The organism is Corynebacterium sp. ACRPZ (assembly GCF_022346205.1).
Taxonomy (GTDB): domain Bacteria; phylum Actinomycetota; class Actinomycetes; order Mycobacteriales; family Mycobacteriaceae; genus Corynebacterium; species Corynebacterium lehmanniae.
The window spans coordinates 128,929-149,508 of record NZ_JAKRMR010000005.1 but is presented as its reverse complement, the minus strand read 5'-3'; the positions used below and the strand labels follow the sequence as shown (position 1 = coordinate 149,508).

The following is a 20,580-nucleotide window of genomic DNA, read 5'->3' as shown; positions in this document are numbered from 1 at the left end:
CATACCCGGGGTGGGTGGAAGGACATCGCCCACGGCTGTGGGGTGGTGTTCCGGTGGTGACCCAGCCCACCGAATTCACTCCCTTTTCGCCCTGTTATAAGGCTTTGAGCAGGGTTTTTGAATTCTAGTCCGTTAGGCACCCGTGCTAGATAAAGGTATGGCATCGACCTTGAGGCGGTGTCTTCTCATGGCCCTACCACGATCCAAGGAGATTGACGTGAAACGAGCAGCGATCGCAGCCGCCGCCCTTGCCCTCGCCCTCACGGGGTGTTCGGCCGCCGACCCGGAACCCACCGCCGATGGGACGGTGTCCCAGGATGCATTCCTGACTACCCATGGCCTGGCCGACATGGACGCGGTGGAGATCATTGATCACCTCGACCGGCAGAAGGTCACTGAGCGTCCCACGGATCTGATCGCCTCAGTGCGTAACGATGAACTGCTGCTCTCGAGCGATGACCAGGAAGTTGCGCTCGATCTTCCCGACAATCAGACGTATGTCTCGATCGCACCCTATCTCACCTCCACCCACGACTGCTTCTACCACAGCCTCACGACCTGCCAGGGGGAACTCGACAATGAGGATATCCAGGTCACGATCACCGATGAGGCGACCGGTGAGGTGCTGGTGGACGAGGCGACAACCACCTTCGACAACGGGTTTATTGGCTTCTGGCTTCCCGATGATGTCACCGGCCTGATTGAGGTCAGCTACCAGGGGCGTACCGGCTCCACGGAGTTTTCCACCACCGACGACGGTGCCACCTGTGTCACAGACCTGCGCCTGACGTGATGGCTCAGCAGGATCCTCACCTGCGCCTGTCTCCCGTGCCACTGAAATCTTGCACCAAGGAAGGTTAAATCATGACGAACGCGTTTTCCCGACGACAGTTTCTGCTCGGCGGGCTCGTCCTCGCCGGCACCGGGGCCGTGGCCGCCTGCACCAGCGACCCTGGACCCGCTGCCTCGGCACCAGGTCCCTCCCTTCGCCCCACTCCCACCCCCACTGCGCTCGGTGAGCCGACGGTGCGCCGGACACTAACCGCGCGGCCCCTCTCCCTGGATATCGGCGGCATCGAAGCCAAGACGTGGGGATACGTCTCTGACACCGGGGATGCGGCCATTGAGGCCACCGCCGGCGACGTCCTGCAGGTCGATATCACCAATGAACTGCCTGAGAGCACCTCCATCCACTGGCATGGCATCGCACTCCACAACGCAGCCGACGGTGTGCCCGGCATGACCCAGGACCCCATTGAACCTGGCGAGTCTTTCTCCTATGTTTTTGAAGTCCCCCACGGTGGCACCTACTTCTACCATTCCCACACCGGCCTGCAGCTTGATCGCAGCCTCCACGCTCCACTGATCATCCGTGACCCGCAAGACGCTGAGGACCAGGACGTCGAGTGGACCATCGTGCTCGACGACTGGGTCGATGGCATTCAGGGCACTCCCGACGATGAGCTCGACAAGCTCACCGGAATGGGTTCGGGCGACCATAACGGGAGGATGGGAATGGGAGGTCACGGCCAGATGATGCACGGCACCCCGGACCGGGTACTGGGCGGGGATGCCGGCGATGTGATGTATCCGCACTACCTCATCAACGGACGTATCCCCCGTGCTCACCGGACCTTCGAGGCTCGCCCGGGCGACAAGGCCCGCCTGCGGTTCATCAACGCGGGCGCTGACACCATCTTCAAGGTGGCCCTCGGTGGTCACCGCATGACCGTCACCCACACCGACGGCTTCCCTGTCCAGCCCCGGGAGACCGAATCGATCTACCTGTCGATGGGCGAGCGTGTCGACGTCGAGGTTATCCTCGGCGACGGCATCTTCCCGCTCACGGCTTTGGCGGTGGGTAAGGACGACCGCGCCTTCGCCGTCATCCGCACCGCCGGCGGCCAGGCCCCCCGCCCCGATGTCGACTTCCCCGAGTTGTCGTCCACCGGACTGCTTCTGTCCTCCCTGAAGCCAGCAGACCGTGCACTCCTGCCCGAGGGCACACCAGACCGAGAAGTCAGCATCGACCTGGGCGGGCAGATGATGCCGTATGAATGGAGCATTCTCACCGACGGCCAATCCTCCTCCGCGACCGTGGAGGAGGGCCAGCGCCTGCGGATGGTCATGCGCAACAGGACCATGATGCCCCATCCCATGCACATCCACGGCCACACGTGGGCGCTACCCGGCAGCGACGGGCTACGCAAGGACACTGTCCTTCTCCGCCACGGTGAAACCATGATCGCCGACTTGATCGCCGACAACCCCGGTGAGTGGGCATTTCATTGCCACAACGCTTATCACCAGGAAACCGGGATGATGAGTTCCCTGCGGTACGCCTAACCCCACACCATGGTCGGTCGCTGGGGTGAGCTGGGACGCTGCAGACCACCCACCGCGCAGCACGATGACCTTCCTCGGTGTTGTGGTCCTCCGGGACAACCAGAACACCGTCTTCTTCCCCACCGCCCCGGAAAACCGAGATTATCTACGCAGAGGAGGAGCGTGCCCCGCTGCCGGACTTCTCCGGCCCGTCGCTGATGGAGGAGGGTGAGGAGATCAGCCTGTCTGTTTTTGAAGGCGAGGTCGTCGTCCTCAACGCTTGGGGCCAGTGGTGTGCACCGTGTCGGGCGGAAGTCGATAACCTGCAGCTTGTCCACGCAGATCATGGAGATGTACTCGTACATATTTCCCAGCGGCTGCGTATCTGTGGCGCACTACGCTCTTGCTCTGCGCTGGCTCACCGACTTCAACACTGCCGGGTATGCTGCTGTTGTTGCCGTTCAGGCGCTACTGTTAATGCTGGTTGCCGCGGTATCGTCTAACGAGGCGGCTTTTCGCAGCCGCTGGTCGGGCTGGTGGCTGCTCACCCCTGCGGCCCTGGTGTTATTGGAGGCTGTGCAGCACCGGTTCCCGTTCGGCGGTTTCCCGTTGTCCGCTTTCGGATACAGCCAGACCGATGGTCCTTTCATGGCGGCAGCGCCCCTGGGAGGGACTCTCCTGGTGACCGCGTTGGCCACAGTTGCGGGGGCCGTTGTTACCGCTGTCATCTTCGGGCCGAGACGAGCCCGTGCAGCATCCGTGGTCGCAGTGGTCGTGGTACTCGCGGTACCGGCGTTCGCGTCAACGATCGTAGATGATACGGCAGAAGGCAGCCTTGACGTCGTGCTCGTGCAGGGTGGAGGCCCCGTGGGCTTCGCGCGGTCAATACCGATCCGTTTGATACGACCCGCCGGCACCTACAGGCTGCCGACGATATCACCGGGGACCCTGATCTGGTTCTGCTGCCCGAAAACGTCGTCAATATCGACGGCTCAATCGACGGGACGCGCGTTGATGCAGCTTTCGCTGAACTGGCCAGGCAACTCGACACGAACATCGTCGTCGGAATTACCGAATCTGAGGATCAACATTTCAGGAACGCATCCATAGTGTGGGGGCCGGACGGGACCCGGTTAGGACGCTATGAGAAGCATCATCGTGTGCCGTTCGGCGAGTACATCCCTATGCGCAATCTGATTGAACGACTCAGCGAGGACGCACGGTTCATCCCCCGCGACGCCATTGCCGGAGAGGGACCGGCGGTGCTCGATCCCAGCGGGACACCACGATTGGGGATCGTCATTTCTTATGAGGTCTTCTTCGCCGACCGGGTCGCCGATGCCGTTCGCAATGGTGGGCAGCTACTCCTCGCACCGACCAACGCCGCGTCTTTTGTGACCGAGGAAGTACCTGCAATTGAAGTGGCCGCATCCCGGATGCGTGCCCGCGAGTTTGGCCGCACCGTTCTCCAGGCTGCCCCCACCGGATACTCCGCAGTTATCCAGCCCGACGGCATAGTCTCACAACTCAGTGGCCTGGGCACGAACGAACTGCTGACGGCAACCGTTCCCCTTCATACTGGTTTGATGCCGTATGCGCGCATGGGGGATACACCCCTGTTGGTTCTCGCGATGCTGGCTCTTGCATGGCCTGCGGTTACCGGCCTCGTCAGCTGGCGCAGGAGAAGGCAGGTTACGGGAATATCCCACTAAACGTGGATTACGGCACCTGCTCCTCGTTGGCGGGACGCTCGCCGCCCCCATATATGACGAGCACGGACTGCCTCCCCTGTGCCCCGGTCTGGCCTGCCTGGAGAAGCTATCAAGTCCGGGCTGTGTCGGCGATGAGTGAGAAGCGTCTCTGCGGTCTGAGGCGGGTGCCTCACGCCCAGTCACTGTCGCCGGTTCCGGTGTCGGGGCCGGTCCTGGTGAGTGCGGGAAGGTTAGAAGGTGACGCCGTGCTCGGCGAACCAGGGCAACGGGTCGACCGCCCCGCTGCCAGTCGGGTAACGCTCGAGGTGCAGGTGAGAGCCGGTGGAAAACCCCCGGTTGCCCATGCCAGCGATCCTCTGACCAGCGGTGACGCGTTTTCCAACGGTCACGTCGAAAGTCTCCATATGACCGGAGACGGCAATCGAGCCATTATCGTGCTGGATGCGGATCCACTGCCCGAAACCGGAGGCCGGGCCGGAGTCAATGACAGTGCCGCCCATCGCCGCGAGGATCGGGGTACCTACGACGTTGGCGATGTCGATACCCGCGTGGAGGGTTCCGCAGTGCACGCCGGAACCGGAGGTGAAGGTGCCTTCAGCGGGCTTGACCACCGAGGGCGCGCGGGCAGCGCGCTCCTTCTCGGCCCGCTCGGCGTTGTACTGGATGGCCTTGTCCAGCTGCTCGTCGATGTTGGCGACCGGCTTGAATTCGGAGATCGCGAGAATCTGCGGTGCGGCCTGCGTCCCACTCGAGGACAGGGCCGTGTCGTTGGTGGCTAAATCCACCTCGACGGTGGCAGCCTCCGGGGAGACCGGAGCCTCGACCTCGGCCGGGGCTTGGAACCGAGACGCTGATCAGCTCACCGTCATTGACGGCCGTGGACTACCCAGCTACAGCACTCCCCGTCGTCGCCCCGCAACTTTTCCACTCCGCCGAGACGGCGGAACGTGGGCCAGGGCGTCGATGGCGGTGGCAATCACTGCTGCCATTGCCGGGCCAGCGTGCGAAGGGCTGTCGCAGTTGAAAGCTTATCGATGATCAGATACCGCGGCACAGGTATGGACAGGCAGGTCAGTCCAGTTTGGGGTCGGACGTGAACTCCTTGTGGGAGACACCGCCCGCCTCCTGACGGGTAGCCGCTGCGGCACGGATATCCTCGCCATCCTCCAGCGCCTGAACCGCCCGGTCGTAGAAGTCCGGGGAGACCACCACCGCCCGGCGGCGGGGCCCGCGACTGGAGATGGTGACCGGTTCACCTTGGGCGGCATCAAGATAGTGGCTTTGTTCGCTGCGGAACTGACTGAGGGTGACCGTGATGCCCATACCCTTTAACGTACATTTTGTACAAGAAGTGCAGCAACGATCGCGGCCGTTCCGGAAGTCCTGCCCGCCGAACGGGACGCTTAGGGGCAGACACCTCCTTGACTGATACCCCCCATGGGTATAGGTTGAAGGTTGTTGGGCATCTCCACTCCTGCCCTTCAGGACATCAAGGAAAGGATCATCTGATGAGCGCCGTAACAAAGAAGTACATCATCGAAGGCATGACCTGCGGACACTGCAAGTCCTCCGTGGAGGAGGAGATCGGCGAGGTCGCCGGTGTGACCATGGTGGAGGCCACCGTGGATACCGGGCAGGTGACCGTCACGGGTGAAAACTTCACCGACGACGATGTTGTCGCCGCCGTCACGACAGCCGGCTACACCGTCAAGCCCTAATCCCTGGGCCCGGTCCCCGCCTCGCGTAGACACGGCCGGGCCAACCCTGCTGGATATGCCCATCAGGCCCAGCCATGCCGGTTCGATATCCCCGACGGTGCATCTGTGGGCGGGCCTTTTGGGACCTCGGAGATGCACCTCACGACTGTTTACTGAAGGACTGATCACTGATGATTCAAACTCAACCGTCGGTTGACCTACTCCAGGTCGATCTGGGCGTCACCGGCATGACCTGTACGTCGTGCTCAGGGCGGGTGGAACGCAAGCTCAACAAGCTCGATGGCGTGGAGGCCACCGTTAACTTCGCCACCGAATCCGCCTCCGTCAGTTACGACCCCACCAAAGTCGACGCCGATCGGCTGATCGAAACCGTGCGGGGTGCCGGGTACGACGCGTTCACCATGGGGGATCAACACGCCTCCGCCGTGGACAGCGGTCCGGAGGAGGACACCGAGGTGGTCGGTGACCGCCACGAACAGGCCCGCGAGGCCGAGGCCACAGACCTGAAGACGCGTCTGATCGGGTCGACGATCCTCTCCGTTCCGGTGGTCGCGATCTCGATGATCCCGTCCCTGCAGTTCATGAATTGGCAGTGGGCCCTGCTCGTCATGTCCACCCTGATCTACTTCTACGGTGGCGCCCCGTTCCACCGGGCGACCTTAACCAACCTGCGTCACGGCTCGACCACGATGGACACACTCGTGTCTCTGGGCACTACCGCTGCGTATCTGTGGTCGCTGTGGGCCTTGTTTTTCGGCAACGCCGGGCACCCCGGCATGGTGATGGAGATGAGCCTGCTGCCCCGCGATGACGGCATGGACCACATCTACCTCGAGACCATCGCCGTAGTCATCACCTTCCTGTTGCTCGGCCGGTGGTTTGAGGTCCGCGCCAAGGGCCAGTCCTCCGCGGCGCTGAAGTCCCTGCTGGACATGGGTGCGAAAGACGCCGCGGTGATCCGCGACGGTGAGGAAGTCCGCGTCCCGGTCTCCCAGCTGACAGTCGGTGACGTCTTCGTCGTCCGCCCGGGTGAGAAGATCGCCACCGACGGTCGTGTCATCGAGGGCACCTCGGCCATCGACGAGTCGATGCTGACCGGCGAGTCCGTTCCCGTCGAGGCCGCCCCCGGCACCCCGGTCACGGGCGCGACGATCAACACCTCCGGTCGACTGCTGGTCGAAGTCACCCGCACAGGTTCGGAGACCACGCTGTCCCAGATGGCCAAGCTGGTCACTGACGCCCAGGCGAAAAAAGCCCCGGTCCAGCGCCTGGTGGATAAGATTTCCTCGGTCTTCGTCCCGACGGTCATTGTCGTCTCCATCATCACCCTGATCGTCCACCTCGCCGCCGGCAGCGGGGCGAACTGGGCCTTTTCCGCCGCAGTCGCGGTGCTGATCATCGCTTGCCCATGCGCCCTGGGACTGGCCACCCCGACCGCCCTGCTGGTGGGCACCTCCCGGGGCGCGCAGCTGGGCTTGTTGATCAGGGGCCCGGAGGTCCTTGAATCCACCCGCCAGGTCGACACCATCGTCATGGACAAGACCGGCACCGTCACCTCCGGGGTCATGTCGGTCACCGGCGTCCACGCCGCCGACGGCTACACCAACAACGAGGTCCTCGCCTTGTCGGCGGCCGTCGAAGCAGGTTCCGAGCACCCCATCGCCAAGGCGATTGTCACCGAGGCCGAGCGCTCCGGGAACATCCAGGAGGCCACCGACTTCGACAGCACCGCCGGCCGGGGCGTCACGGCCACCGTCAAGGGTCACGTCGTCACCGTGGGCCGTCCCGCCGGCCAGCTGCCCCGTGACCTCACCACCGCCTTCGACCACGCACAGTCGCAGGGCGCGACCCCGGTGGCCGTCTACGTCGATGACCAGCCCGCCGGTGTGGTCGTGGTGCGCGATGTCATCAAAGACTCCTCAGCGGAAGCGGTCGCCCAGTTCCGCAGGCTGGGGTTGAGGCCGTACCTGCTCACCGGCGATAACGCGAAGGCCGCGGCCGCCGTCGCCCAAGAGGTGGGCATCGATGCGGCCAACGTGAGTGCCGAGGTCATGCCGCAGGACAAGGTCGCGGTCATCGAGAAGCTACAACATGAGGGCAAGAAGGTCGCCATGGTCGGCGACGGCGTCAATGACGCGGCCGCCCTGGCCCAGGCCGATCTGGGTCTGGCCATGGGGGCGGGCACGGATGTGGCCATCGAGGCCTCCGATATCACCTTAATGAACAACGACCTGCGCTCCGCGGGCGATGCCATCCGTCTGTCACGTCGCACGCTGGGCACCATCAAGGGCAACCTGTTCTGGGCGTTCGCCTATAACGTCGTGCTGATCCCGGTCGCCGCGATCGGTTTCCTCAACCCGGGGTTGGCGGGCATTGCGATGGGCTTCTCCTCGGTGTTCGTGGTCTCCAACTCCCTCACGCTGCGTAGATTCAAGTCCTCCCACGACAACACAAGTTCCTCACCGCAGCCCGCTCGCCCCTCCGTGCGGCAGCCGGTCACCGCCTAATCCACATCCTTTTCTAGCGATAAGGAACCCCGTGTCCCCCTCCTGTGGCTGAGTCCCTCCAATCACACTCAGACCTCCGTCCCCAAGTACCTGCTCCTGACCTCTCCCCGGCCCCACCCGGCAGGCCCCTCCGGGCCGACAATCTGCCGACTACTTATCCGAATAACGCCACAGGGCGTGGGGACCATGAGGTCCTCATGCCTCATTCCATGCCCTCGGGCTTTCCATCCTGATCGACCCGCAACTGACTCAGGACATACCTGCCCCCTTTTTTCAGCAAGGAGACCATTGTGGATACTCGCACCCCTGATCAGGCCGCTTCTTCCTCGGGTGGGGCCGACACCTGTCACACCACCCATGGCTACATCAACGACAAGGATCGCTATCTCGCCCGCCTCAAGCGCATCGAGGGACAGGCCCGGGGCCTGCACAGCATGGTCGACGAGGAACAGTACTGCATCGACATCCTTACCCAGATCTCCGCGGTCAATGCTGCCCTACGCAGCGTTGCCCTGGGACTACTCGATGACCACATGAAACACTGCGTCCGTGACGCCGCCAAGTTAGGAGGAGAGGAGGCCGACGCCAAGTTCCAGGAAGTCACCGACGCTATCGCCCGTTTCGCCCGGTGACAGGCCGGGACCCGGCCACCACACCCCCGTCGAGAACGGCGGCCAGGCCACTCTGACCGCCCCTGTTGCCGGCTGGAGGCTTCGGAGTCCTGCTGCTGGTGGCGACATGATCGGGTTGATGGCCACTGTTGCTGCTGGTCGAAAAGATCGCGCCACTGAACAACCTTGACCACATCCCCACCTGCAACATCAACCGGTGCTGCCCCCAACACTCCAACTTTTTGTCCGCGCTCCCAAATCGGTTGGTAGCCGGATCTAGGTAGCCGGTTTTCCGCCTGTGGACGCTTGTTGCGCCAACCGCCCCGCTCGGCGCCCTACCGCAGGGAAGCGAACAGCGCTTCGGCCGCGGTGTCGTCCCAGAGCACCACGTTGCCCACTTCGGTGTCGGTGAAGCCGCCGATGGGCACGGTCTCTGTCTCTAGGCCGCCGCGCAGCGCGATGAGGATGCGGGCGAGGTTCCACGCGTGGTCGTCGGAGTTGACCGTCAGCAGGCTGGGCGTGACCCACAGCAGCCGCGCCATGCGGAAGGGGTTGAGGTACACAGACGGCGACAGCACGCGCGTGACCAGGGTGGTCATGAACTCGCGCTGGCGTGCCACACGGTCCAGGTCGCCTTGCGCGGTGGCGCGGGTGCGCACGTAGCCCAGCGCAGTGGGGCCGTCCATTTGCTGGCAGCCGGGTTGGAGGTTGATGTTGGCCAACGGGTCGTCGATGGGCTCGGCGACGCAAATCTCCACGCCGCCGGCCGCGTCGACCACCCCGGCGAGGCCGCCCATGCCGATCTCCGCGTAGCGGTCCACATGCAGCCCGGTGTTCTGCTCCACGGTTTCCACCAGTAGCTGCGGCCCGCCGATGGAGAACGCGGCGTTGATCTTGTCGTAGCCGTACCCGGGCACGGGCACGTACGAGTCGCGCGGGATGGACACCAGCGTCGGCTTTCCGCGCAGCGGCAGGTGCATCAGCATGATCGTGTCGGTGCGCACGGTGCCCAGGTCGCCGCCGGTGCCGAGGCGTTCGACGTCCTTTTCGCTCAGGCCCGTGCGCGAGTCGGACCCCACGAGCAGCCAGTTCGTCCCCGAGGTGCCGGAAATTTGCTGGTCGGGCATGGCGGCGGTGCGGTTCAGACGCGAGTCCGCGACTAGCACCGAGCCGATGAGCAAGGCGATGACCAGGGCGAGTACCGCGCCGCAGCCGGGGAGCTTTACTTTGCGACGCACCTTCGGCCCCCGCCGTCTCCCCCTCGAGACCTGCAGTGGGACGTCCTCCGGGGCCGGCTGCGCAGAGGGACGGGAAGCTGGGCGGGGAGCAGCGTACTGCGACTGATGCTGCACAGGGCGCTGCTGCGCCGGTTGCTGCACCGGTCGGCTGCGCGGGTGCTCCGGCGCGCGGCGCGGCTCGTAGGCGGCGGGGGGTTCGTAAACGGTGTGGCCCGGCTCGACCCGCGGCGAAACCCTGCGCGCGCGGGGCTCTACGCGCGTGAATTCGTCGGGGTGGCGGGGAACGGGATCGCGTCGAGAAGCATGAGAAGCATTTGTGCGACGGCGAATGGGGCGGCCGTAGCGGTCCACGAGGGGCTTGCCGTCTTTGCCCAGCACGAACTCGCCCGCGTTATCGCGGGGGTCGTTGGAATGGGGCGTAGTAGACATGCGCTTAGTGTAACCAGTGTGACGGAAGTGTTTAGATTCCGAGCCACGACAGATCCAGCAGTGGATAGGCGACAAACGCCACGGCATCGATGAAAAAGTGCGCCAGGATGAGCGGCCACACCCGGCCAGTTTTATGGAAATACCAGGCGAAGATTACGCCCATGACAATGTTGCCGACACCCGCGGAGACCCCCTGGTACAGGTGGTAGGACCCGCGCAGCACCGCCGAGGCCGCGACGAACTGCCAGGGTTTCCACCCCAGCTGCTTCAGGCGCGTGACCAGGTACATCACCACCACGATCTCCTCGCCGAAGCCGTTGGCGAAGGACCACAACAGCGATGTCGGAATCTGCACCGCGGCGGTGGTCGGCACCACCACCTTGGACAGGCCCAGGTGCACCGCGGCGACGTAGAACGCTAGGCCGGGCAGCCCGATCAGCGCCGCAAACCCCGCCCCGCGCGCGACGTCGGCCCAGCGGGGCCAGCGCCAGCGTTCCTCCAAAAGGAACCACGCCAGCCCGCCCCACGCGAGAAGCGTCAGCGCGGAGGTCGCCTGCAGCGCCAGGTCCAGCCAGGGGATCGACGAGGCCGCGTCGTGGATGGTGGTGCTCTGCTGGTTCAGCGGGGCCTGCAACAGCGAGTCCACAAGCCGCAGCGCCGCGCGCAGCCCCGAGGTGCCGAAGGTGACCGCGAGGACGAGCACGATTTCGAGCTTCAGGCGCCGAGTCATGCGCTAACTTTAACGCCATGCAGGATTCGTGGGCGCGCACTATCACGCAGGTTGTCGGCCAGGAGTACCCCGCCACCATGCACCATGAGCAGGCCGGCCCCGGCCACCCCGACCCGCGGGCGCTGCACCCGGCGTTTTGGGGCTCGTACGACTGGCACTCGTGCGTGCACATGCTCTGCACTGCGGTGAAGTTGCATGCGCGTATCGACGACCACAGGCTCGCCGACCTCCTCGACGAGCGCCTGACCGCAGAGAACATCGTCGCCGAGGCCGAGTACCTGCGCGCGCATCCCCTCTACGAGCGGCCGTACGGCTGGGCGTGGGCGATGCAGCTGGTCAAGGTGTGCCGCGGCACCCGGTGGGAGGGGGCGCTCGCGCCGCTTGAGGCCCAGCTGGAGCGCAACATCGCCGCCTGGCTGGACACGCAGCAGTGGCCGGTGCGCCACGGCGTGCACTCGAACTCGGCGCTGGCGCTGCTGCTCGTCCACGACGCCGCGCCGGCCTTGCGCGAGCTGGTGGAGCGCACCGCTCGCGCCTGGTTCGGCGCCGACCGCGCCTACCCGCACACCTGGGAAGTTTCGGGCCACGACTTTGTCTCCAACGGCCTGGCGGAGGCTGCCCTGATGCGCCGCGTGCTGCCGGCCGGCGAGTTCGCCGCCTGGCTAGACGGCTTCCTCGCGCCAGAGGCGTTCGCGTTCTACACCGCGCCGATTGAGGTCGCGGACCCGGAGGACGGCCAGCAGGCCCACCTCATCGGGCTCATGCTCACCCGCGCGTGGTTGCTGCGCGAAAGTGGGAGGCCGCAAGGTACGCAGAAGCTTATCGACGCAGCTTCGCCCCACCTGACCGGCCAGAATTTCATGGCCACGCACTGGCTGATCACCTACGCGCTGCTCGCCGAAGACGCGCCGGGAGCGTGACATTCGTGTACAAACGTGGCTATGGGAGCCGGTGAGAACCCCCGGGCGGGCAGCCCGAAAGAGCCGTACCAGCAGCTGGTGCGCACCATTGTCGAGCAGATTTCCAACCACGTCCCGGTGGAGGCGTTCTACTCCGTCGTGATCGCCCACGAGGGCAAAACCTACGTCGCCGCGATGGTCCAGCTTGCGGGCCAACCGCCGCAGACCGCGACGATCGACTACGAGAACGAGCACCGCGAGCTGTTCTACGAGGTGTTCTGGCAGGAGGTCGCGGAGACCGGCCAGGGCGGGCCGACGCAGATCTACGCCGCCAGCTTCGCGCCCAAGTCCAACTCGTTTGTCTACCACGGCAGCCACCCGTACGACCCAGCCCAGGGCGTGCCGGACGCAGCTGCGCTGCAGCGCTTCGCCCAGGGACTTCACGGGGCGCACATCAACACAATGGTGCACGCCCACCTCATGGAGCGCTCAGCCATGAAGCCCGCGTACCGCCCCTCGGGCGCCCACCTCACCGAGGAGCTGTTCACCCGGCTCGGCTACGAAGTCAACGAGCAGGCGAAGTACTTCGGCGCAGATTGGGCCGCGCTGAACGCCTTCTTCGCGCTTTCCTCCGGTCCAGACGGCACGAAGCTCGAGCAGGTGGACGCGATTTTCTACATGGAGAACCTCTCCTACATCTACGGCGTGTTCTCCCGCGCCGCGCTTGAGCCCTTCGCCACCGCCTACATTGACGCGCTGGCGGACGGAAAACCGTTCCACCACGCGCAGGTGCAGATCACCGTGAACAGGCAGAACGGCGAGTTCACGAGCAGCGTGTCCTGGGACGATTGGGCCGAGCGCATCCGCACGACCGCAGAGAACTGGAGGGACGTGGCCAACGACACCCACCCGCTGATGCAGAGGCAGCCATGACCCGCATCGCGTATTTGGGCCCCGCGGGCACGTTCACGGAAGAAGCCGCGCGCCGCTTCGGCATCGAGGGCGCGCAGTACGTGCCCGTCGAGTCGCCGGCCGCGGCACTTGCCGCCCTGGACGCGGGCGAGGTGGACTACGCGGTGTGCGCGATCGAGAACTCCATCGACGGTGCGGTGACCACCACGATGGACGCGCTCGCCGCCACCGAAAGCGCGCGCATCGTGGGCGAGACCGAGCTGGCCATCGCGTTCGCCGTGATGACTAGGCAGGGGCACAAGCTTGACGACGCCCTCCGGCTCGCCACCCACCCCGTCGCCCACCAACAAGTCACACGCTGGATCGCCGAAAACGCACCGAACACGGAGTTCATCCCGGCGCCGTCCAACGCCGCCGCGGCGAAGATGGTGGCCGACGGCGCCGCCGACGTCGCCGTTGCTCCGGAGCGGGCGGCGGAGCTGCACGGGTTGGAGGTGCACGCCCGCGGTGTAGCTGACGCGGAGACGGCGCGGACCAGGTTCGTGCTCGTCGCAAAGCAGGCTGCTCCGCCGCAACCCACCGGCAACGACCGCACCGCGATTGTCTTCCGCACGAAAAACGAGCCCGGCGCGCTGGTGCGCGTGCTGCAGGAATTCGCGGCGCGCGGGGTGGACATGACGCGCATCGAGTCGCGGCCCACGCGCGAAGAGCCGAACACCTACGACTTCTTCGTGGACCTGGCGGGCCATGCAAGCGACGCGGCGGTGGCGGCGGCGCTTGAGGCCGGCGCCGAACACACTACCGAGATGCGGCCGCTAGGCACCTGGCCGCGGGAGGGACGATAGCTATGGCATTTACTATGCCGACGGACAGGTACCCATGGGCGGGTAACGCGGTTGAGCGCTTCGAGTACGAAGTGCGCAGCCAGATGCACTATGTGTCGGAGAAGTTCCCGCTGAGCTTGTTCATGGGGTGCAACCCGAGAGGGCAAGTGTTCTTCTTCGTCCTCGGGGAAAGCGACGGCCAGGTGGGGCTGGTGGAGCTCGACTTTGAGGAGCAGCTGCACCGCCTCATGTACGAGGTGCTGCTTCAGCGCCGCCCGGACGAGGACCCGTGCTGGGGCCTTGCAGTGCACTACGACCCGGACGCGGACGAGATCCAGTACCGGGGCCTCGACGGCCTCGGCGCCATGGGGGACGAAGAGCGCGCGCTGGAGGTGCAGCGGGTGGCCAAGGAGATGGGCGGGCTCGCTTCGGAGAGTTAGCCCCAGCCGAGGGCGTGGAGCTCGTGCTCTTCTAACCCGAAGTAGTGGCCCACCTCGTGCAGCACGGTCACCTTCACCTCGTGGCGTAGCTGCTCCTCGTCCACGCAGATCGCCTCGAGGGCGTTTTTGTACACGAACACCGCGTCCGGCAAGAACCCGGAGTGGTTCGAGTGCTGCTGCGTTAGCGGCACCCCCTCGAACAGGCCGAGCAGGGTCGGATTGTCCGGGTTGTAATCCCGCGCCAGGATCACCATGTTTGTCATGTGCTGGGCGAAGTTGTCGGGGATGGTGTCCAACGCGTCGTTGATCATCTCCTCGAACGCCTCGTCGCTGACCGGGAGCATGGCTACTGCACCGGAGCCTGTGCGGGTGCCTGCGCGGGGTCCTGCACACCTGCTGCTGGGTCCTGCGCCGCGCCGGCGGTGGGGTCCTGCGCAGCGCCGGCGGTGGGCGCTGGGGCAGCCGGGGTCTGCTGGTCCCTCAAGGGGCGGCGCTGGGGGCGTTCGGGGGGCGGAGCGTCGTCGATAAGCAACTGCTCACGGCCCTGCGTTGCGGAACCCGTGAGGTTGGCAAAACCGCCCTCCGGGCGTGAGAACATCAACGCGCAATTCACGCTGCGGGAGCCGCCCTCCCAGGCGGCGGGGGACTGCGTGGTCCAGAACGGTCGCAGCGCGATCTGGTAGAGGTTCTCCTCGCTGCCGAGGTACTCCTGCGCGGCCTGGGTGCACACGTCCTGGAGGTGCTTGTCCTGCTCCTCAACGGCCGGGGTGTGGTCCGGGAAAACCTCATCGAGCGAGACCGTGCTGGTGATCTCCAGCTGGTGCGGGTCCGCGCACTTGACCGCGGTGAGGGTGTTGGACGCGTCGATGGACACGCACTGGCCCGCCTCGAACACGCGCGCCTGGTCCTGGTCTGCCACCCGCCCCGAGGTCAGGATCGGCTCGCCAGCGCGGTTGGTTTCCTGCAGCCCGCACAGCATCGTGCGGTCCCCGCGGGCCCACGCGTCCGCCGGCGGCAGGATCGGGGCGATGGAGTAGCGGCCGTTCGGGTCGTACTTGCCGCCCAAGTACCGGAAGGTGCCGGCGCCGCACAGCTCCTCGCGCAGCTGGGCCTGGCGCGTCGGGTTCGGCATCGGCGCCTCCGGGCCGAACTCGGAGGTGGGGTAGGTGGCTAGGTTCTGGCGCAGGGACACCTCGAAGCGGTGCTCGCCCTCGCAATCCGCCTGCTCGAAGCCGGTGATCGTGCCGTCTTCGGCCACCTGCCAGGTCAGGCAGGCGCCGGCGTCGGCGGTGGTGAACGTCGTGGCCTGATCGGGCGAGACGGTGGAACTGGCGGTGGTGGAGGAGGCCTGGTCCCCGGTGTCAGTCTCCGAGGTGTCGGCGGCGAGCGTGTACGTGCCCGCGCCGACGGCACCCGCCAGTGCGGCGATGAGGAAGGAACGCAGCGCGCTCTGTTTCGAAGCCATGGCGGCCCATTATTCCACTTCTCGCGCTACCCGAGTAGTCAGCCGGTAGCGATCCGTGCGGTACACCGAGGAACAAAACTCTACGTTGTGCGTGCCTGAGCGGGCGAAACGCACGATGTGCAGCAGGGCTGTGTCGGGTTCGACGTCCAGCAGCGGGGCGTTGTCCGGGCCGGCCGTGACCGCGGTGACGGTCTGCTCCGCCTCCGTCACGCCCAGGCCGTAATGCTTTTCCAGCAGGGTGTACACGGAGTGGTAGACGTCGTTTTCCAAAAGGTCCGGCACCAGGGTGGCGTTGTACCAGGCGTCGTCCACGGCGTACGGTTCGCCGTCGCCAAGCCTCAGCCTGCGCAAACGGATGTGCGTGGCGGTGGGGGCGGTGCCGAAAAACTGCGCGACCTCCTCCGGCGGGGTGGTGCGCTCGCACAGCAAGATGCGTGACGACGCCTCCACGCGCTGCGCCCGCATCTCATCCGAGAAACTGGCCAGGTGCAGACGCGACACCAACGGCGCCGGGGCAACGAATGTGCCCTTGCCGCGCACGCGGCGCAGCCGGCCCGCCGCCACCAGATCCCCGATCGCGCGGCGCACCGTGATGCGGGAGACTCCGTATTCCTCTTCCAGCGCGCGTTCACCCGGCAGCGGGTCGCCGGGGGAGAACTCCGCGGCAATGCGGGACTCCAGAAGCGAGCGGAGCTGCTCGTGCTTGGGCACAGGGCCGTCTGCGATCGGGAGGGTCATACGCCCACCATAGCGCACTGGTTATGACCGGACGTTATTCTGCCGTTGCAGCGTTGGGGGACAAGGTAAGGTGAACAAACGTGATTGATCTGAAGCGTGTGCGCGAAAACCCCGAGGCCGTCCGCGAGTCCCAGCGAGCCCGCGGCGAAGACCCTGCGCTTGTGGACGAGCTGCTGGCCGCCGACGAATCCCGTCGCTCCGCCATCCAGAAGGCGGACAAGCTGCGCTCCGAGCAGAAGGCGTTTGGCAAGAAGATCGGCCAGGCCGCCCCCGAGGACCGTCCGGCGCTGCTGGAGGGCTCCAACGAACTCAAGGCCCGCGTGAAGGAGGCCGAGGCGGAGGAGGCTGCCGCGCAGGAGAAGCTGGAGAAGCTGCAGTACTCCATCGCCAACATCATCGAAGGCGCCCCGGCCGGCGGCGAGGAGGACTTCGTGGTCCTCGAGCACGTCGGCGAGGTGCCCGAGTTCGACTTCGAGGTCAAAGACCACCTGGACCTGGCAGAGCCGCTGGGGATTATCGACATGAAGCGCGGCACCAAGGTCGGCGGCGCGCGCTTCTACTACCTGGCCGGCGACGGCGCCTGGCTGCAGCTGGGCATGCTCATGCTCGCCGCGCAGAAGGCGCGCGAGGCCGGCTTTACGCTCATGGTTCCGCCGGTGCTGGTGCGCCCGGACGTCATGCAGGGCACCGGCTTTTTGGACGCGCACGACGAGGAGATCTACTACCTCGAGCGCGACGACATGTACCTGGTGGGCACCTCCGAGGTGGCGCTCGCCGGCCTGCACCAGGACGAGATCATCGACCTGTCCGACGGCCCGCTGCTTTACGCCGGCTGGTCCTCCTGCTTCCGCCGCGAGGCCGGCTCCTACGGCAAGGACACCAAGGGCATCCTGCGCGTCCACCAGTTCGACAAACTGGAAATGTTCGCCTACTGCAAGCCCGAGGACGCCGAGGAGATGCACCAGAAACTGCTCGGCCTGGAGCGCGACATGCTCGCCGCCGTGGAGGTGCCCTACCGCATCATCGACGTCGCGGCCGGCGACCTCGGCTCCTCCGCCGCCCGTAAATTCGACACGGAGGCGTGGGTGCCGTCGCAAGGCACGTACCGCGAGCTGACCTCCACCTCCAACTGCACCACCTTCCAGGCCCGCCGCCTGCACACCCGCTACCGCGACGCCGACGGCAAGACCCAGACCGCCGCCACCCTCAACGGCACCCTGGCCACCACCCGCTGGCTGGTAGCAATCCTGGAGAACAACCAGCAGCCCGACGGCTCCGTGCGCGTGCCCGAGGCACTGCGCCCGTGGGTGGGCAAGGAAGTGCTCACGCCGTAATGGATACGCGCCGATACCGCGGTTTCACGGTCCCGCGGCTCTACGAAGGCATCGCCGCCAACCGCGACGAAGCAGTGGAGAAGTTCTACCAGGGCCTCGTCGGCTTCGCCCGCCGCCTCATGCGCGCGGCGAACATCGAGGTCACGGTCATCGGCGCCGAAAACCTCCCGGCGGAAAGCGGCGCGATGCTCGCCGGCAACCACACCGGCTACGCCGACTTTATCCTGATGGGCACCGGGCCCTACCTGCACGGCGAGCGGCTCGTGCGGTTCATGGCTAAAAAGTCCGTCTTCGACGTGCCCGTGCTGGGCCGGCTGCTCAAGCTGATGAAGCACGTGCCGGTGGACCGCGCCCACGGCGGCGCCTCCATCGCCCCAGCGGTTGAGATGCTGCGCGAAGGCAACCTCGTCGGCATCTTCCCCGAGGCCACCATTTCGCGGTCGTTTGAGCTGGCCGACTTCAAAACTGGCGCCGCGCGCATCGCCCACCAGGCTGGGGTGCCGCTCGTGCCCTGTGTGATTTGGGGCTCGCAGCGCATCTGGACCAAGGATCTGCCGAAACACTTCCGCAACGTGCCCGTCATCGTGCGTTACGGCGAGCCCGTCCACCTCACCGGCGATGCCGAGGCGGACACCGCCGAGCTGAAGCGACAGATGCAATTGCTTCTCGACGCCTCACGGTCCGAATACGCCTCCCTCTACTCCGACGGCGCGGGCGAGGCATGGATGCCGGTCGCCCTCGGCGGCACCGCGCCCACGCCGGAGGAGGCCGAGGAGCTCTACGCTCGGGAACGTGCCGAGCGTGAGGCGAAGAAGCAGCGCAAGAAGGTTTGATGCTTCATGCCTGTCGACGCCACCGGTGACGCCCCGCGCCTGATCATCTCCGACATCGACGGCACCTTCATCACCTCCGCCGGCCGCGTCACCGGCAGGCTGCGCGCAGTGATCGTGCGCGCCGTCGAGTCCGGCGCCCACTTCGGCCTGGCCACGGGGCGTCCGCACCGCTGGCTCATCCCCGTGCTGGAGCAACTTCCGCTCGCACCGGTGTGCGTGTGCGCCAACGGGGCCGTGGTCTACGACCCAGCCACAGACCGGGTGCTGCACGCCTTTGAGCTCTCCCCGTCCGCGATGGCCGAGGTCGTCGAGGCGGCGGAGCGCGTCCTCGCCGATGTGCCGCACGGCTACGGCGTGGAGCGCGTCGGCTCGTCCGCGCTCGACCCGGAAGAGGAGTGCTTCATCATCACCCCCGAGTACAACCGGGACGCCTGGGACAGCCAATTCGGCGTCACCGACACCCAAACCCTGATCAGCCAGCCCGCCGCGAAGCTGCTGGTGCGCTGCTCGTCCATGACCTCAGCGCAGATGTTCGAACTCATCGCGCCAGAGGTAGACCCCGAGCTCGCGCACGTGACCTACTCCATGGACGAGGGGCTGATCGAGGTGTCCTGCCCCGGCGTGAACAAGGCCGCCGGCGCGCGCTACCTGGCCGAGCGCTACGGCGTCACCGCCGCCGACGCCGTTGCGTTCGGCGACATGCCCAACGACCTGGAGCTTCTGCGCTGGGCCGGTGTTGGCGTGGCGATGGGCAACGCGGTGCCCATGCTTCACGACGCCGCCGACCACGTCACCGCCACCAACAACGAATACGGTGTCGCGCGCGTGCTCGAGCGCTGGTTCTAGCTCGCCTGCTGCTCCAGGCCCGCGAGCCAGGTGCGGTACGGCGTGGCAATCCGGTTGGGCAGCTGGTGCACCCCCGGGCGCTGGTCAATGGCGGTCTGGATCTGCGCGATGAACCCGTCGGTGCGCGCGTTATCCCACCCCACCCTGCGCACCACGGCGCCTTGATTCTGGAGTTGGGTTTCGCGGTGGCGTTCACGTCGTAAAGCTTCTGCTGCATCCCCGAACACCCCGCTGTTCTTCTCCAGCCCGTCCGCCTCGAGCACGAGGAAGCCGTTGATGAGCACGTCCGCCCAGGCAACGGTGGGCCATCCATCCGCTTCGGTGATGCGGAACCCCACCTGGAACTCGATGGTCTCCACCCCCGTGAGGCGGCCCTGCGCGATCGCGCGCAAAATCGCATAGCGCACGATGGTCTCCAACGCGCTGGCCGAGGTGTCCGCGGAGTGGCAGATGAGCTCGCGGAAGGCCTTCATGCCGCGGGCACGGGTGAGCGTCTCGATCTTTTCCAGCAGGTAGTCCGTGGTGAGGTGCTCGTGCTTGAACCGCGCGGACTCGATCTGCACCAGCGCCTCGAGCGGGCCGTAGTAGCGGAACGAGTCAAACATGGCTCGTATTGCTGTCGCGGTGCGGATGCCGTTGTGCTCGACGAACTCGGCGTCGCGGAGGAGACCGCTGCGGTAGATCCTGTCCGGGTACTTCTTGCCCCAGGCCCGGGACGACCCAGGCATCGCAAGATCTACCGTGGTCACCCATTTGTGTGTGGAAAGGTCAAGCCACCGTGCAGCGGCCGGGCCCGTGATTGCTGCGGTTTTGCACTGTGCTGCGACCTTCTTGATCAGATCCAGCTCAGCCTGACGTTTCTCTTGAATTCCCCCCATGGCAGGGAGTATTGCACGGTCTGTGGCGCTCGTCCACGCGAGCGCCGTGGGTCGAGTGGGGTGTCTGTGGTGGTGATTTACGGATCGTCTAGCACGACGAAAACTGCTGCTAGACGATCCGCTTTTGACGCACGCGTTTCC

General features: G+C 65.8%; 20 protein-coding genes and 3 pseudogenes. 15 read left to right on the top strand and 8 right to left on the bottom strand.

Going from position 1 to position 20,580, the window contains the following annotated elements; translation table 11 throughout:
* The first annotated feature begins 217 nt into the window (after positions 1 to 217).
* From MHX64_RS05295 to lnt, 5 genes and pseudogenes are all read left to right on the top strand, one after another.
* Complete coding sequence (locus MHX64_RS05295) at positions 218 to 793, top strand: CueP family metal-binding protein (protein WP_239356125.1); 576 nt, start codon at positions 218 to 220, stop codon at positions 791 to 793.
* Positions 794 to 864: 71 nt separating this feature from the next.
* Positions 865 to 2,346, top strand: coding sequence for a multicopper oxidase family protein (locus tag MHX64_RS05290; RefSeq protein WP_239356124.1), 1,482 nt, complete (start codon positions 865 to 867; stop codon positions 2,344 to 2,346).
* 77 nt (positions 2,347 to 2,423) lie between these two features.
* Positions 2,424 to 2,660, top strand: a pseudogene (locus MHX64_RS05285) (TlpA family protein disulfide reductase); the annotation flags it as partial.
* A gap of 10 nt (positions 2,661 to 2,670) precedes the next feature.
* Positions 2,671 to 2,976: pseudogene (locus MHX64_RS05280) on the top strand (apolipoprotein N-acyltransferase); the annotation flags it as partial.
* A 284-nt stretch (positions 2,977 to 3,260) separates the two neighbouring features.
* On the top strand, positions 3,261 to 4,037 hold the full coding sequence (gene lnt, locus MHX64_RS05275; protein ID WP_338025183.1) for an apolipoprotein N-acyltransferase: 777 nt from the start codon (positions 3,261 to 3,263) through the stop codon (positions 4,035 to 4,037).
* Between the two features lie 230 nt (positions 4,038 to 4,267).
* On the opposite strand, the pseudogene MHX64_RS05270 reads toward lnt, so the two are convergent.
* Positions 4,268 to 4,867: pseudogene (locus MHX64_RS05270) on the bottom strand (M23 family metallopeptidase); the annotation flags it as partial.
* A gap of 241 nt (positions 4,868 to 5,108) precedes the next feature.
* On the bottom strand, positions 5,109 to 5,360 hold the full coding sequence (locus tag MHX64_RS05265; protein WP_070471922.1) for a type II toxin-antitoxin system prevent-host-death family antitoxin: 252 nt from the start codon (positions 5,358 to 5,360) through the stop codon (positions 5,109 to 5,111).
* A 185-nt stretch (positions 5,361 to 5,545) separates the two neighbouring features.
* Between MHX64_RS05265 and MHX64_RS05260 the strand changes: the two genes are divergently transcribed.
* The 3 genes from MHX64_RS05260 to MHX64_RS05250 all read left to right on the top strand — a co-directional run bounded on the left by MHX64_RS05260 (position 5,546) and on the right by MHX64_RS05250 (position 8,894).
* Positions 5,546 to 5,755 carry a heavy-metal-associated domain-containing protein gene (locus tag MHX64_RS05260; RefSeq protein ID WP_034997583.1) on the top strand — a complete coding sequence of 70 codons (210 nt, stop codon included), beginning with the start codon at positions 5,546 to 5,548 and terminating at the stop codon, positions 5,753 to 5,755.
* 170 nt (positions 5,756 to 5,925) lie between these two features.
* Positions 5,926 to 8,262 carry a cation-translocating P-type ATPase gene (locus tag MHX64_RS05255; protein WP_070471924.1) on the top strand — a complete coding sequence of 779 codons (2,337 nt, stop codon included), beginning with the start codon at positions 5,926 to 5,928 and terminating at the stop codon, positions 8,260 to 8,262.
* A 290-nt stretch (positions 8,263 to 8,552) separates the two neighbouring features.
* Positions 8,553 to 8,894 carry a metal-sensitive transcriptional regulator gene (locus tag MHX64_RS05250; RefSeq protein ID WP_269511641.1) on the top strand — a complete coding sequence of 114 codons (342 nt, stop codon included), beginning with the start codon at positions 8,553 to 8,555 and terminating at the stop codon, positions 8,892 to 8,894.
* Positions 8,895 to 9,208: 314 nt separating this feature from the next.
* On the opposite strand, the gene MHX64_RS05245 is transcribed toward MHX64_RS05250, so the two are convergent.
* A complete protein-coding gene (locus MHX64_RS05245) occupies positions 9,209 to 10,540 on the bottom strand; it encodes an LCP family protein (protein ID WP_239356123.1) in 1,332 nt (443 codons plus the stop codon).
* Between the two features lie 31 nt (positions 10,541 to 10,571).
* Positions 10,572 to 11,270, bottom strand: a complete 699-nt coding sequence (locus MHX64_RS05240; protein WP_239356122.1) for a CPBP family intramembrane glutamic endopeptidase — start codon at positions 11,268 to 11,270, stop codon at positions 10,572 to 10,574.
* Between the two features lie 17 nt (positions 11,271 to 11,287).
* On the opposite strand from MHX64_RS05240, the gene MHX64_RS05235 reads away from it, so the two are divergent.
* The 4 genes from MHX64_RS05235 to MHX64_RS05220 are packed head-to-tail and all read left to right on the top strand — an operon-like array spanning position 11,288 to position 14,345.
* Positions 11,288 to 12,190: a DUF2891 family protein gene (locus MHX64_RS05235; RefSeq protein ID WP_239356121.1), complete on the top strand. Its 903-nt coding sequence runs from the start codon at positions 11,288 to 11,290 to the stop codon at positions 12,188 to 12,190.
* 21 nt (positions 12,191 to 12,211) lie between these two features.
* Positions 12,212 to 13,102 (top strand): hypothetical protein, encoded by an 891-nt coding sequence (locus tag MHX64_RS05230; protein WP_239356119.1) that lies wholly within the window; start codon positions 12,212 to 12,214, stop codon positions 13,100 to 13,102.
* On the top strand, positions 13,099 to 13,926 hold the full coding sequence (pheA, locus tag MHX64_RS05225; protein WP_239356118.1) for a prephenate dehydratase: 828 nt from the start codon (positions 13,099 to 13,101) through the stop codon (positions 13,924 to 13,926). Before MHX64_RS05230 ends, pheA begins: the two co-directional genes overlap by 4 nt.
* Before the next feature lie 2 nt (positions 13,927 to 13,928).
* Positions 13,929 to 14,345, top strand: a complete 417-nt coding sequence (locus tag MHX64_RS05220; protein ID WP_181889249.1) for a hypothetical protein — start codon at positions 13,929 to 13,931, stop codon at positions 14,343 to 14,345.
* Here MHX64_RS05220 and MHX64_RS05215 read toward each other — a convergent pair.
* The 3 genes from MHX64_RS05215 to MHX64_RS05205 are packed head-to-tail and all read right to left on the bottom strand — an operon-like array spanning position 14,342 to position 16,548.
* Positions 14,342 to 14,689 (bottom strand): metallopeptidase family protein, encoded by a 348-nt coding sequence (locus MHX64_RS05215; RefSeq protein ID WP_239356117.1) that lies wholly within the window; start codon positions 14,687 to 14,689, stop codon positions 14,342 to 14,344. The two genes, MHX64_RS05220 and MHX64_RS05215, sit on opposite strands and share 4 nt — an antisense overlap.
* Before the next feature lie 2 nt (positions 14,690 to 14,691).
* Positions 14,692 to 15,810, bottom strand: a complete 1,119-nt coding sequence (locus MHX64_RS05210; protein WP_239356116.1) for a septum formation family protein — start codon at positions 15,808 to 15,810, stop codon at positions 14,692 to 14,694.
* 9 nt (positions 15,811 to 15,819) lie between these two features.
* Complete coding sequence (locus MHX64_RS05205) at positions 15,820 to 16,548, bottom strand: GntR family transcriptional regulator (protein WP_239356115.1); 729 nt, start codon at positions 16,546 to 16,548, stop codon at positions 15,820 to 15,822.
* Between the two features lie 80 nt (positions 16,549 to 16,628).
* On the opposite strand from MHX64_RS05205, the gene serS reads away from it, so the two are divergent.
* Genes serS through MHX64_RS05190 form a run of 3 tightly spaced genes read left to right on the top strand, consistent with a single transcriptional unit; the run spans position 16,629 to position 19,561 of the window.
* Complete coding sequence (serS, locus tag MHX64_RS05200) at positions 16,629 to 17,882, top strand: serine--tRNA ligase (RefSeq protein ID WP_239356114.1); 1,254 nt, start codon at positions 16,629 to 16,631, stop codon at positions 17,880 to 17,882.
* Positions 17,882 to 18,715 (top strand): 1-acyl-sn-glycerol-3-phosphate acyltransferase, encoded by an 834-nt coding sequence (locus MHX64_RS05195; protein WP_239356113.1) that lies wholly within the window; start codon positions 17,882 to 17,884, stop codon positions 18,713 to 18,715. Before serS ends, MHX64_RS05195 begins: the two co-directional genes overlap by 1 nt.
* 6 nt (positions 18,716 to 18,721) lie before the next feature.
* Entirely contained in the window at positions 18,722 to 19,561 is an 840-nt protein-coding gene (locus MHX64_RS05190) for an HAD family hydrolase (RefSeq protein WP_239356112.1), read from the top strand.
* Here MHX64_RS05190 and MHX64_RS05185 read toward each other — a convergent pair.
* A complete protein-coding gene (locus tag MHX64_RS05185) occupies positions 19,558 to 20,439 on the bottom strand; it encodes a hypothetical protein (protein ID WP_239356111.1) in 882 nt (293 codons plus the stop codon). The two genes, MHX64_RS05190 and MHX64_RS05185, sit on opposite strands and share 4 nt — an antisense overlap.
* Positions 20,440 to 20,580: the final 141 nt, after the last annotated feature.

What these genes read in the sequence shown, in the direction of transcription:
- MHX64_RS05240 (WP_239356122.1), bottom strand. Translation starts at nt 11,270, where the DNA reads ATGACTCGGCGCCTGAAGCTCGAAATCGTGCTCGTCCTCGCGGTCACC.
- MHX64_RS05195 (WP_239356113.1), top strand. Translation starts at nt 17,882, where the DNA reads ATGGATACGCGCCGATACCGCGGTTTCACGGTCCCGCGGCTCTACGAA.
- MHX64_RS05265 (WP_070471922.1), bottom strand. Translation starts at nt 5,360, where the DNA reads ATGGGCATCACGGTCACCCTCAGTCAGTTCCGCAGCGAACAAAGCCAC.
- MHX64_RS05235 (WP_239356121.1), top strand. Translation starts at nt 11,288, where the DNA reads ATGCAGGATTCGTGGGCGCGCACTATCACGCAGGTTGTCGGCCAGGAG.
- MHX64_RS05215 (WP_239356117.1), bottom strand. Translation starts at nt 14,689, where the DNA reads ATGCTCCCGGTCAGCGACGAGGCGTTCGAGGAGATGATCAACGACGCG.
- MHX64_RS05185 (WP_239356111.1), bottom strand. Translation starts at nt 20,439, where the DNA reads ATGGGGGGAATTCAAGAGAAACGTCAGGCTGAGCTGGATCTGATCAAG.
- MHX64_RS05190 (WP_239356112.1), top strand. Translation starts at nt 18,722, where the DNA reads ATGCCTGTCGACGCCACCGGTGACGCCCCGCGCCTGATCATCTCCGAC.
- MHX64_RS05210 (WP_239356116.1), bottom strand. Translation starts at nt 15,810, where the DNA reads ATGGCTTCGAAACAGAGCGCGCTGCGTTCCTTCCTCATCGCCGCACTG.
- MHX64_RS05205 (WP_239356115.1), bottom strand. Translation starts at nt 16,548, where the DNA reads ATGACCCTCCCGATCGCAGACGGCCCTGTGCCCAAGCACGAGCAGCTC.
- MHX64_RS05255 (WP_070471924.1), top strand. Translation starts at nt 5,926, where the DNA reads ATGATTCAAACTCAACCGTCGGTTGACCTACTCCAGGTCGATCTGGGC.
- MHX64_RS05220 (WP_181889249.1), top strand. Translation starts at nt 13,929, where the DNA reads ATGGCATTTACTATGCCGACGGACAGGTACCCATGGGCGGGTAACGCG.
- pheA (WP_239356118.1), top strand. Translation starts at nt 13,099, where the DNA reads ATGACCCGCATCGCGTATTTGGGCCCCGCGGGCACGTTCACGGAAGAA.
- MHX64_RS05245 (WP_239356123.1), bottom strand. Translation starts at nt 10,540, where the DNA reads ATGTCTACTACGCCCCATTCCAACGACCCCCGCGATAACGCGGGCGAG.
- MHX64_RS05260 (WP_034997583.1), top strand. Translation starts at nt 5,546, where the DNA reads ATGAGCGCCGTAACAAAGAAGTACATCATCGAAGGCATGACCTGCGGA.
- MHX64_RS05230 (WP_239356119.1), top strand. Translation starts at nt 12,212, where the DNA reads ATGGGAGCCGGTGAGAACCCCCGGGCGGGCAGCCCGAAAGAGCCGTAC.
- MHX64_RS05290 (WP_239356124.1), top strand. Translation starts at nt 865, where the DNA reads ATGACGAACGCGTTTTCCCGACGACAGTTTCTGCTCGGCGGGCTCGTC.